The following is a 12059-nucleotide window of genomic DNA, read 5'->3' as shown; positions in this document are numbered from 1 at the left end:
GCTGAGAAACCTCTGATTTACTGGTCTTTCTTTTTCCAGTTAGCCCAGGGATCTTCAGTGAGGATGTCTGGCTCTGGTGAAGAATTATGCTCCGGGACGGGCGCCGAACGTTGAACAGGCGCAGCATCGACTTTACCGGCAGGCTTGCTCTCCAGAGAGGCAATATACAGATCTTCTACTTCCTTACGTGCCCAGGGCGTGCGGCGCAGGAATTTCAGGCTGGATTTCACGCTGGGGTCGCTTTTAAAGCAGTTGATGTTGATGCGGTTGGCCAACTCGGCCCAACCATAACGATCCACTAAAGCGAGAACCACGGCCTCCAGTGTTACGCCATGCATTGGGTCATTTGAAGAGTGAGTGGTCATGATACGTCCTGGTCGGGGAGAGAATGGCGGACAACATACTGAATGCTGCGCGGGAGTGCAAATAACACTCATTATAGTGGCGGATATCCTTGCTCCAGACGAAAAAAAACCAGCGCACAGTGCGCTGGTTAGCAAAGTCAGGAACTTTTACCCGATCAGAAGTCGGCTTTCAACACCACACGGAAATTCGCCTTACCTGCACGAACATGATCCAGCGCGTCATTGATTTTAGACATCGGGAAGAACTCAACCTGCGGGGCGATATTCGCGCGGGAGGCCAGCTTCATTAAAGAACGCAGCTGACCCGGCGAACCAGTAGAAGAACCGGTTACCGCTTTATCACCCATGATCAGATCAAACGCACTGACCTGGAAAGGTTTCATCACTGCACCCACGGTATGGAATTTACCTTGTGGTGCCAGCGCATCAAAGTAAGGTTTCCAGTCCAGATCGACAGCGACGGTGCTGAGGATCAGATCGAAACGTCCGGCCTGGGCTTTCAGGGCTTCAGGGTCGCGGCTGTTGACCACTTCATCTGCGCCCATATCCAGAATGGACTGTTTTTTTGCTGGCGTTGAACTGAACGCCACCACTTCCGCGCCCATCGCACGCAGGATCTTGATAGCAATGTGGCCCAGACCACCAATCCCAATAACCGCGACGCGGCTCATGGCGTTGATGTTGCTCATCAGCAGCGGTTTGAACACCGTGATGCCACCGCACAGCAGAGGACCGGCGCTGGCAACGTCCAGGCTTTCAGGAAGCGGGATCACCCACTGCCAGTCTGCACGCAGTTTTTCAGCAAAACCGCCGTGATTCAGGATGGTTGGCGTTGAACCATTCTCACAGTTCACCTGCTCACCCTTAATACAGGAATCGCAGTGCTGACAACTTTTGGCTGTCCAGCCAATCCCTACACGCTGCCCTACTTTCAGGCCTTTGGCAGCAGCGGCTTCACCCAGCGCCGACACACGACCAATCACTTCATGGCCTGCAATGGTCGGGTAGCTGGAGATGCCCCACTCATTATCAATCATCGACAGATCCGAATGGCAGACGCCGCAGTATTCCACCTCAACTTCCACTTCTTCTGTACTCAGTTCACCTGCCTCGTATTCGTACAGTTCAAGGGCCTGGCCGGCTTGCATAGCTGCGTAGCTTTTAATTTTCACTCATCACCTCGGTTTTTGAAATTACTGAGAGAGTTTAGCAAACCGTCATCGCTTGCCATGGACCGAAACGAGTCATGGGAAGACAGTGGATTGTATCTGTTTGTAACTGTTGTGGTTTTATTGTGCTCACCGCACAAAAATTCACCTCGCCAGAAGGTGAATTTTTGGGAAACTGGCTATCGAAGCGCTTAACGGGTCCGCGACTTAATCCGTCAATTTATGGGTAACGTGACCAATAGCCTCGACAACCTGGGCGGAATTAGCCTGGATATCGACGATCACGTTCCCCGCTTCACGCACAAGGTGAACCCCTTCATCGGCGCGAACCAGGTTAGCCGTAATGTTCTTCTGCGCCATAGCGGCCAGTTCATGGTTACGATCAACCACGCCGGAAATCTCCTGACTGGCGCTGTGAATATTGGCCGCCAGGCTGCGAACTTCGTTAGCGACCACCGCAAAGCTGCGGCCATGCGTTCCAGCGCGTGCGGCTTCAACAGCGGCGTTCAGCGCCAGCAAGTTGGTCTGGCTGGCAATCGAACGGATAGTTTCAACAATCACCCCGATTTGGGCAGACTGAGAGCTAAGCCCATTAATATCGTTGGACACCTTGCGCAGCTCACCAGCAATTTCATTCATTTTCCGCACGCTGTTTTCAATCACGCTCACCCCCACGCGGGTATTTTCGCTGGTTTCCAGCGCGGCCTGATAAGCGTGTTCAGCGGCTTCACGCTCCTGCAGGTTTTTCAGCACCTGCGGAGAGACATCGGTGGCAAACTTCACCACTTCGTACAACTGATTGTTTTCGTCAAACACCGGGTTATAGGTTGCCCGCAGCCAGAGGGTTTTGCCCTGCTTACTGACGCGAGCAAACTGCCCGGAGACAAAGTCACCCCGGCGCAGTTTTTTCCAGAACTCTGCGTATTCCCGGCTGTTGGCGAGTTCAGGGGTGCAGAACAGGCTGTGATTTTTGCCGATAATTTCCTGGGATTGATAGCCCATGGTTTTCAGGAAATTGTCATTGGCGCGCAGAACCTGGCCCCGCAGATTAAAGGCAATCACCGCCATTGAGCGGTTAATTGCATTGGTCATCGCCCGCTGTTCCTGCGCATCCAGAATACGGTCAGTGATATCGGAGGCCAGCTTAACGATTTTAATCACCCGGCCGCTGCGGTCTTGTACCGGCACGTAATTGGCTTCTAACCATAAAGGACGGCCGTTTTTGGCGATACGCAAAAATTTATTACTGAAGCTCTCTCCACGCCGCAGGCGTTGCCAGAAGTGGCTGTACTCTGATGAACTGACCAGCGTCTGTGGGCAAAACATGCTGTGATGTTGCCCGACAACTTCATGCAATGCGTAATCCATTTTCTCTAAAAAGAGTGTGTTGGCATTTAGAATGAGGCCATCTGGTGTGAATTCGATCATGGCAATGGCGTCATTTAGCGAACTTAATGTCGCTTTTGAATGACGGGAATTGTTATAAAACACACGCGATAAAACCCCGGATTTAATCGTGCTGATCATGGTGTAACCTTATTGTCATATTTATGGTATTCGTCACAAGTAAGGTATCGGCAGCGTTGGCGTAAATTTAAGCTGTAGATTAAAAGCATCTTTGATGGGTTTTTGGTCGTTAATTCACAGCGATATTTGAAACATTATTGATTTCATGGCTATAATCTTGCCACCGATTAACACTTAACCACTATTAAGGAGGCCCCCATGCAGTATTGTGAAATGAATTTATTTTCACGTACTTTTGGTATTAGGTCTGCTCAGGCTACTCCGCTATCACGCGGCGATGACCTGAGCTTGAGCGAAGCTGTAAACTGATCCTCCCTTCCCTCCGGCTTTCCGGGTTGTCGTCTGCCTTTTATGACGACGGGCATGCTAATGCCTGTAACTCTGGATTAAGCAATGAGCACATTACTTTCTGCACACTCTCTCTGTTTCGATAATGCCTTCGGTCCTCTGTTAGACCAGGTCTCCCTCACGCTTTCTCGCGGCGATCGTATTGGCCTGATTGGTCATAACGGTTGTGGTAAAAGCACCCTTTTGCATCTGCTTTCCGCTGATATCGACCCTGTTTCTGGTTCGGTGACCCAGGCCAGCCAGTGTCTGATGGCGCACATTGAACAGCACCTCCCTGAAGCACTGAATAAGTCGTCGTTAATTGACGCGGTTGTCGCACAGCTTCCAGCCTCCGAACAGCAGAGCGACCGCTGGCAGGCTGAAGTGATGCTCGACCAACTCGGCTTTGACGAAGCGGTCTGGCAGCAACAGGTTGATACGTTAAGTGGCGGGCAACACACACGTCTGCTGCTGGCAAGAGCGCTCATTTTGCAGCCCGATTTATTGCTACTGGATGAGCCCAGCAATCACCTGGATTTACCGACGTTACTCTGGCTGGAGCAGTTCCTGAAAAGCTGGCACGGCAGTTTTGTGCTGGTGTCTCACGACCGCTATCTGTTGGATCGTGTGACCAATCGCAGCTGGATAATGCGTGATCAGAGGCTGCACAGCTTTCACTTACCCTGCACGCAAGCGCTGGCGGAACTGGAACTGAGAGATGAAACCGATGCTTTGCGCAATCAGGCAGAGCAGCGGGAAATCGATCGGGTAACCAAAAGTGCAAAACGTCTGGCGGTGTGGGGACAGGTTTACGACAACGAAGATTTGTCCCGTAAAGCCAAGCAGATGGAAAAGCGCGTGGACAAGCTAAAGGATGAGCAAACCCTGTTAACGGAAGGATCCAGATGGCGGCTGACGCTGCAGGGTGAAGCGCTGCCGGCCGATCGGTTGATTGAGCTTAACACTGCGGCGATCTCCGCAGATATCGACTGCCCTACGCTGTTTACGGTGAACCACTTGAAGGTGAAAAGTGGCGATCGCGTGGCGATTTTGGGCGCCAACGGCGGCGGTAAATCCTCTCTCTTGCGGGCTGTCTGGAGAGCCTCTCAGCAAATGAGCGAGGAGATTGTGTTTCATCCGCGTGTCGAGATGGGCTACTACGATCAGCGGTTGATGCAACTTGATGAGCGCGAAACCCTGAGCGATGCGCTGGCACACTTTGCGCCGATGACCAGCGAACAGCGGAAGATGGCATTAATCAGCGCAGGTTTTCCGTGGATACGGCATCAGCAGGCTGTCAGTACGCTGAGCGGTGGCGAACGCTCGAGGCTACTTTTTGTCGGTCTTTCTCTGGCGCGCTATTCCCTGTTGCTGCTCGATGAACCGACCAACCATCTGGATTTGGAAGGCAAAGAGCACCTCGCCGCCACGTTGCGCGAGTATCGCGGCGCGGCGCTGATCGTCAGTCACGACCGGGAACTGATCGCCGCCAGTTGCAATCGTTTCCTGCTAATCGACCAGCAGCGCATCGAGGAATGGCATGATTTGGAGAAACTCTACGCCAGTTTAGCCAGACCTTAAGGGAAGAAGATTGGAGGCCAGGGAAGGCCTCGCCGGTGGCAACACCCTATTCAGCAGGGTGTTTCTGCAATCTCATTGCGAAAGTAATCACCTGTTTACCCTCTTATTTCCGGCTTAGCCCTAAGTCAAATTCAACTACACTATCGGCAACACTGGAGAATACTTTACTTTCCACTTCTGACTAGAAGGTCCTTTTTGCGTGGCAAAATCATTCTTACGCAGCGGAAGTCTGGATGCGGTTCTGCCTCTTGGCGAGAACGGTCAGCCCGTTTATTTGTCGGCCCTGCAGCTGCGCGAAACCTTGCGCCTCAGAAAACAACCTCAGATTGCTGACTGCCTGGCTATCCCTCAGCCCAATGATGCAGGCGATCGCCTCGACTGGTATTCCCCGATTTCCGGAAAGGTCACTTCCTGGGCCGCCGCGAGCGAAAGCTCCCGCAGCCATGCGCTGAATCAGCTGATTGCCTGTCAGCAGGCCGTGGCTGATATGTGCCAGAAGGCGCAACAGTCAGAAAAAACCAGCCAGAAGCTCTTCGGCGCCCTGCTCGCCAAGGCCCTGCAATTCCCTGACCAGAACTTTGTCTATCTGGTGGGCGGTAAGCCGGTTCTTACTTTCTGGGGCTTTGTCAGCTTGGATAAAAAATCCCGTCAGGATGCGCTGGACTGTCTGCGTGCCGTTGAAGAGGATGTGCCGCCACTGACGCTGTCCAAACTCGCTGCTCCGGCGATCCCCGCTGTTACCGCCGTGGCTCCGGTTATCGTTCCTGCCCCCGTTGCTGCCGCGCCTGAACCGCTGCCTGAACCTGTTGCCGTCACGCCGGATGTGCTACCAGAAGCCCCGATTGATGTCGCTCCGCCAGCCGCAGTGCCTGAACAGGCGGTTACGTCTTCCTCACCTAAAAACAACCTGATTCGTTACGGCTGGATGTTGCCCGCTGCCGCCTTACTGATTGCCCTCGGCGTGCAGATTAAAGGGTGCGTATCACAGCCTGAACAGACCAAAACGGACGCTACGGCTGACGTGAAAGCAGCCAAACCAGCGGCCCCTGAAGCGACTAAGCCTCAGCCAACAGAGGAAAAAGCTGCCGAGCCGGCACCTGTAGTGACCCCTGCCGTTCCTGCAGCACCTGAACAGCAAAAACCACAGCCGCCGGCTGAAGTCACCCACACGCTGCCAGTAGCCCCTTCAAGCGTGGCTCCTGCTGAACCGGCTCCAGCACAAACTGCAGCAGAGGAACCGGCTCAACCTGCTGAAGATCTCCCGCCAGCGCAGAAAGATGATTTAGTGATGCCAGCTAACGCAGTGAAGCTGGGGTCGACCAAATTCCTCAACGGAAACTGGCGGGTCATTGTCGGCGGAAAAAACCCGATCACCGGCAAGCCGCCAATCCTGCGCTACCAGATGAACAACGGCAAAGGTGTGGCCAAATTGACCATGGGCGATGGCATCAGCTGTCGTGTAGACGTGTATGCGGGGCTGATGCAGTCAGGCAACCTGGTCATCAACAACCGCACCAAAGCGAGATGCAGCGACGGTTCGCGCTATAAAGTGCCAGACCTGGTCTGTAAGCAAGGCCTCACTGGCGCAGCCCAATGCAGTGGACAGTACAATGCCGATACGGTGTTACCGATGACGATGAAGCGCGAGAGTAAATGATGATGCTGGCAACGATCGCTGATTTTAAACCGAACATGACGCTGATTCAGAACAGTGGCATTCAGTTCCTCGATTTTGCGCTGACGCCTGAGTTGGACGCCGACCTGCCTGGCAAATTTGTCCGTCAGACCGCTAACGGCCCGCTGCTGCGCCTGAACTTCAACACGCAGAATGGCAAATATCTGCTGCCGGTCAACGCTGGCACCACGCCTGAAGTGGTCAAGCCTGAGTTCAGTTTCCCACTTGAGCAGTCACTTGCACTGCTGAACGGTATCTGGCTGCCGCTGCCCTTCTTGCGCTTTAATCCGCCACGCACCTTTATTGGTGGCCCGGATAACTGGGCACGCGTGCAGATTATCGCCCTGCAGAAGCCAGACCAGAATGGCAATACGCACCGCGTTTGTCTGGCCTTTGAGACCCGTGTCTGGGCGGAAGGCGAGGATGAATCGCTGGCGCTGAATGAAAGCGATGTGAAAAACGGGGTCAGCTTTGCCCTGGCCCATCGCAGCAACGAACTGGACGAATTCCTCGATCATACCTGGATCGATGGCTGGCTGCGTGAAGTGTTCAGCCAGCAGGCCGCCAGCGTTGAAGATCGTCCTCAGGTCAATATTCGTGCCGCCCTGCGTGAGTTCGAATATCAGGCGCATTACCTCAATATTCTGCACATGCTGGGTGAGCAACTTTCGTTGCCGGAGCTGAAAATCAGCGCCGCAACCTTGCAGGAACCGGCTATCCCGGTTGATTTGATCCTCGATGTGGGCAACTCCCACACCTGCGGGATTATGGTGGAAGAACATGTTGACGATCATCATGGTCTGAAGCACACCTACGAATTGCATCTGCGCAACCTTAGCGAGCCTCATCAGCTGTTTAATGAACTGTTTGAAAGCCGCGTTGAGTTTGCTCAAGCCAATTTTGGTAAACAAAACTTTTCGGTTGAAAGCGGCCGGGATGATGCCTTTATCTGGCCGTCGATCACCCGCGTAGGACGTGAAGCCAGCCATCTGGCCTTGCAGCGTTTAGGCACCGAAGGGGCAACCGGTATCTCCAGCCCACGCCGTTATTTGTGGGATGAAGAGAGCTATACGCCAGGCTGGCGCTTTAGCCGTACGCCGGGCAATTCTGCTCAGGAGCCGTTGGCTACCGCCGCTCCGATGACCAATCTGGTCAACGATGAAGGGCAGCCGCTGTATAACCAGCCGTTTGATGAGCGTCTGCCGGTATTCCTGCCGCAGTACAGCCGCAGTTCGGTGATGAGCTTTATGCTTTCTGAACTGCTGGCTCAGGCCTTAATGCAGATGAACAGCGCCATCCAGCGCCAGAAAATGCTGCACAGCAGCGCGCCGCGCCAGTTACGCAATATCATCCTGACGCTGCCTTCTGCCATGCCGAAACCGGAACGTGAAATCTTCCGTCGCCGTATGCACGAAGCCATCGCGCTGGTGTGGAAAGCGATGGGCTGGCATCCGGCTGACGACGATTTTACCAGCGCCAAAGACAAGGCGAAAAGCCTGGTGCCGGTGCCGGAAGTGCAGATGGAGTGGGATGAAGCCACCTGTGGTCAGATGGTGTATCTCTATAACGAGACCCAGGTGAACTTTGGTGGCCGTGCTGAAGCCTTCTTTGTCAGTATGGCGCGCCCGGACCGTGCCCGTGCAGCTGATGAGCCGGTAGGCAAAACGCTGCGCATCGCCTCTATTGATATCGGCGGAGGCACCACCGATCTGGCTATTACTCAGTACCGTCTTGATGATGGTGTGGGCAATAACGTCAAAATCATGCCACGCCTGCTGTTCCGTGAAGGCTTCAAGCTGGCGGGTGACGATATTCTGCTGGACGTGATCCAGCTGTATGTCCTGCCTGCTTTACAGGCCGCGTTCAAACAAGCCGGCATGGTAAATCCGGAAGGCGTCATGACCCGTTTATTCGGCCATGAAGGTCGCCTGGATGGGCACTCCACGCTGCGGCAGCAGGTCACTCTGCAGGTCTTTATCCCGGTAGGTCAGGCGATTCTGGAAGCTTATGAGCGTTTCGACCCGCTGGATCTGAATGCGGAAGTGGATGCACGTTTTGAAGAGTTGCTGGCTCTGCCCCCTACCAGCAAATTACTGGATTACATCAACCGTGAAATCCAGCGCGAATTGCCGGGCGAAGCCGATGAATTTGATATTTTACGGGTGCCGCTGATCGTTAAGCTGAGCAAACTGCATGCGGAATTCCTGTCACCGCGGATGAACATCACCCACAGCCTGCGGTCGATGGCGGAAGTGGTGGCGGTGTATGACTGCGATGTGCTGCTGTTAACCGGCCGCCCTTCACGCTTCCCTGGCGTGCAGGCGCTGTTCCGCCACCTTCAGCCGTTGCCGGTCAGCCGGATTCTGTCGCTGGATGGTTATCACACCAACGACTGGTATCCGTTCAACAAGCAGGGCCGCATTGAGAATCCAAAATCTACAGCGGCGGTTGGCGCGATGCTCTGCCTGCTGTCACTGGATTTACGCCTGGCGAACTTCTGGTTCAAGGCCGGAGACTTCCAACCTTATTCCACTATCCGCTATCTGGGGATGCTGGACAGCAATGGCTCGCTGAGTGCCGATAACGTCTGGTATGGCGATATTGACCTGGATGACGAGAAATTCAGTCTGGATTCCCGCCAGCGCTTCCAGGTTCGCGGCGCATTGACATTGGGCTTCCGTCAACTGGATAACGACCGTTGGCCAGCTTCGCCGCTGTATACTCTGCAAATTGCCGACCCTCTGCTGGCGCGCAGCGTGGCAGGCGACAAGGTCCTGAAAATTAAACTTGCGGTGGCAAAAGAAGCCGGTGAGTTTGGCCCGGAACGCTTTGAAATTGCTGATGCCACGCTGGATGATGGCACGCAGGTTCCCCTGGAGCATTTACGCCTGAAGCTGAACACCTTAGCCAGCAGCGGATCGGGATTAACCCATTACTGGATCGACAGTGGGAGCGTATACAAGAAATGAAACCGTTGACGCCTAAACAGTTGTCCGGCACCTTTGGCAAAAAGCTGGAAACCCTGACTAAAAACATCGATCAGTCGATTGTCTGGCTGGACAATGCCCGTGAAACCGCACCGCGCCTGAATATGGAAGCCGATCGTCTTAGCGTCAGGCTGCAACGCCAGCGCAACAAAGCCACTAACCTGCTGGAAGCCGCAGGCAAAGAGTGCGCGATTGGTTTCTTTGGTCTGTCTCAGGCTGGAAAATCCTATTTGATCACCTCACTGGCTGCCAGTGAAAAAGGCAAAACCGAGATCGCGCTGGGCAGTTCTGTGCTCGACTACAGCCTGCTGAATCCCCAGCAGCTGACCGGCACCATGGTAATCCGTTACAGCGGTCAGCAAATTCCGGTTGATAACGAATGGCCGGTGCAGTTGGCGCTGTTACGTGAAGAAGAGCTGGTGGCGATTCTGGCCGACGTCTGGTCACGCCGCTGTGGCGACCAGCCTGCGTTGCTGGATGAGCAGCAGATTTCTGAGCGGCTGAAAACGGTGTCTATGTACCGTCAGCCGGAAGAGATCGACGGCATGAGCCGCACTGACGTGGTGGCTTTATGGGATCGCCTGGCGACCTCGCAGCTCTGTTCAGGCAAAGCGCTGGAAACCCACTTCTGGCCGCTGGCGATTGAACTGGCCCCGATGCTCGGCGTGGACGATCGTGCACGCCTTTTCTCACTGCTATGGAATGAAGATCGCGGCCTTACCGCCCTCTACCGTCAGTTAGCTCACGTTTTGCATCACGTCTCGTGCGTACCGCGTTTGCTGGCTCCGCTTGCTGCGCTGGAGGAGGCTTCACTCAGCATTCTGAACAGTAACGGTCTGCGTTATTTTAACGCCTCCTCCGATCGCGTTATTCAGGTTGTGCCTCAGCATAATGGCCGAAACCTTCAGCCCGTGAATCTGCCACTGGCTGAACTGGCGCTGCTGGGCCGTGAAGTGCTGATGCCACTGTACAGTGCCCCGCGTGAAAACCTGTTCGAGCAGGTCGACTTGCTGGATTATCCGGGCTTTGAACAGCCAGCCGTGCTGCCAGATGACGAACATCATGAACTGGCGCTGGCCTTTATGACCGCTAAGCGCCCTTTCCTGTTAACCCGTGCAGCGGAACATCAGGATGTTAATCTGCTGATGGTTTGCAGCGCTGTCGGCCACAGGGCTGAGACTCGCACCGTTGGTCGTGTTCTGGATAACTGGGTAAAGCAAACTCAGGGAGAAAATACCCAGGTTCGCAGTCGTCGCAAACCCGGTTTGATTTGGGCACTGACACCCTTCGACCAGCGCATCACTCGCGGACAAAACTTTGATGCCGCCGTACAGCGTTACGTCGGTAATCCAGGCGATGTCTGGGGATCGATGCTGGCGATGGATGAAAAAGGCGTTAAGCGCATGGCTGGCTGGCTGATGACAGAAATTCGTCGTGAAGCCAAGGTGGAAAGGCTTCAGGAACAAAGCGCTGAAATCCGCCGTGAGCTGTCTGAGAATTTACTTGGCCGTTGGTATCTTGCTTCTGAGAAAGAAGAACCTCAGGCGCGCATTCGCATTGCGGGAACCTTGCTGAAATCTTTGCAGGCAAGAACCGGCGTGCATGGTGAGCTGCTGGAACGTTTGTTACCCGCGCGTGAGACGCTGCGCCACCTGTTCCTGCAACGTCAGAACCCTGGCGAACGACCGTTGGTGGAAGAATATGCCTTGAGTGAGGACGATCCGTTTGGCATCGGCATGAGCATTGATCTGCTGAGTGATGAGCCGGTCGCTGGTTTACTCAATGCGGAAGAAACCCACGTGGCGGAAGAGCCAGAAGCCGAGTTTGCTCAGCAAGTCTATCGTCACTGGATCAATATTCTTCGTCAGTTACCAGATCAGGGCCCGCTGCTAGAACTGCTGGGCGTCACGAAACCGACGCTTGAAATGCTGACCGAAGAGTTAGTCACCGCCAGTATCCGTCTGGATATTGAATCCCTGCTGGTGAAGAAACTGACCGACCATGAAGCGCCAGGCACACCGGTAGAAATGATGGCTGACCGTCAGGTTTCTCGTGCGCTTAGCGTGATGGGTGATTTTGTTGCCTGGCTGGGTTTCCAGCATCTGCCAGAGGCCGAACGTCCGGAGAGTAAGATCAACCGGGGCAAAAAGATTTTTGCCAAACCTGAGACGCAGACAGCCAGCCTTGGCCCAGGCCAGCGCCTGACCAAACTGGATTTGAAGCCGAATAATTACGCGGCCTGGTACATTTACGACTGGTTAGTGGGCTTAAACGAGATGATTTTGCAGAATGCGGGCTACTCCGCTGCCCGTGAAATCAACAGTGAGCACCGCGACGAGCTGGCAGCCATTCTGAAGCAGATTGGGCGATAAGCCTGTAAGTCGAGAGTCAAAGGGTAAGACGAACAGCTGTAAACGAGAAAAATCCG

7 protein-coding genes are annotated in these 12059 nt (G+C 54.3%); 4 read left to right on the top strand and 3 right to left on the bottom strand.

Annotation, left to right across the window (positions count from 1 at the left end; genetic code table 11):
• Positions 1-17: 17 nt before the first annotated feature.
• The 3 genes from WCC56_RS10540 to WCC56_RS10530 all read right to left on the bottom strand — a co-directional run bounded on the left by WCC56_RS10540 (position 18) and on the right by WCC56_RS10530 (position 3061).
• Entirely contained in the window at positions 18-365 is a 348-nt protein-coding gene (locus WCC56_RS10540; RefSeq protein ID WP_424692323.1) for a VF530 family DNA-binding protein, read from the bottom strand.
• 155 nt (positions 366-520) lie between these two features.
• Positions 521-1537: an NADPH-dependent aldehyde reductase Ahr gene (ahr, locus tag WCC56_RS10535; RefSeq protein ID WP_424692322.1), complete on the bottom strand. Its 1017-nt coding sequence runs from the start codon at positions 1535-1537 to the stop codon at positions 521-523.
• 204 nt (positions 1538-1741) lie between these two features.
• Positions 1742-3061, bottom strand: coding sequence for a methyl-accepting chemotaxis protein (locus WCC56_RS10530; protein ID WP_424692321.1), 1320 nt, complete (start codon positions 3059-3061; stop codon positions 1742-1744).
• A gap of 393 nt (positions 3062-3454) precedes the next feature.
• Between WCC56_RS10530 and WCC56_RS10525 the strand changes: the two genes are divergently transcribed.
• The 4 genes from WCC56_RS10525 to WCC56_RS10510 all read left to right on the top strand — a co-directional run bounded on the left by WCC56_RS10525 (position 3455) and on the right by WCC56_RS10510 (position 12003).
• Entirely contained in the window at positions 3455-4969 is a 1515-nt protein-coding gene (locus WCC56_RS10525; RefSeq protein WP_424692320.1) for an ABC-F family ATP-binding cassette domain-containing protein, read from the top strand.
• 199 nt (positions 4970-5168) lie between these two features.
• On the top strand, positions 5169-6626 hold the full coding sequence (locus tag WCC56_RS10520; protein WP_424692319.1) for an SrfA family protein: 1458 nt from the start codon (positions 5169-5171) through the stop codon (positions 6624-6626).
• Positions 6627-6628: 2 nt separating this feature from the next.
• A complete protein-coding gene (locus tag WCC56_RS10515; RefSeq protein WP_424692325.1) occupies positions 6629-9613 on the top strand; it encodes a virulence factor SrfB in 2985 nt (994 codons plus the stop codon).
• Complete coding sequence (locus WCC56_RS10510) at positions 9610-12003, top strand: virulence factor SrfC family protein (protein WP_424692318.1); 2394 nt, start codon at positions 9610-9612, stop codon at positions 12001-12003. The genes WCC56_RS10515 and WCC56_RS10510 overlap by 4 nt, the downstream gene beginning before the upstream one ends.
• The last annotated feature ends 56 nt before the right edge of the window (positions 12004-12059 follow it).

Source organism: Erwinia sp., from assembly GCF_049696395.1.
GTDB lineage: Bacteria > Pseudomonadota > Gammaproteobacteria > Enterobacterales > Enterobacteriaceae > Erwinia.
Note: the sequence above shows the minus strand (reverse complement) of the source record. Positions and strands in the feature narration are given on the sequence as shown.

What these genes read in the sequence shown, in the direction of transcription:
- WCC56_RS10515 (WP_424692325.1), top strand. Translation starts at nt 6,629, where the DNA reads ATGCTGGCAACGATCGCTGATTTTAAACCGAACATGACGCTGATTCAG.
- WCC56_RS10510 (WP_424692318.1), top strand. Translation starts at nt 9,610, where the DNA reads ATGAAACCGTTGACGCCTAAACAGTTGTCCGGCACCTTTGGCAAAAAG.
- WCC56_RS10525 (WP_424692320.1), top strand. Translation starts at nt 3,455, where the DNA reads ATGAGCACATTACTTTCTGCACACTCTCTCTGTTTCGATAATGCCTTC.
- WCC56_RS10540 (WP_424692323.1), bottom strand. Translation starts at nt 365, where the DNA reads ATGACCACTCACTCTTCAAATGACCCAATGCATGGCGTAACACTGGAG.
- WCC56_RS10530 (WP_424692321.1), bottom strand. Translation starts at nt 3,061, where the DNA reads ATGATCAGCACGATTAAATCCGGGGTTTTATCGCGTGTGTTTTATAAC.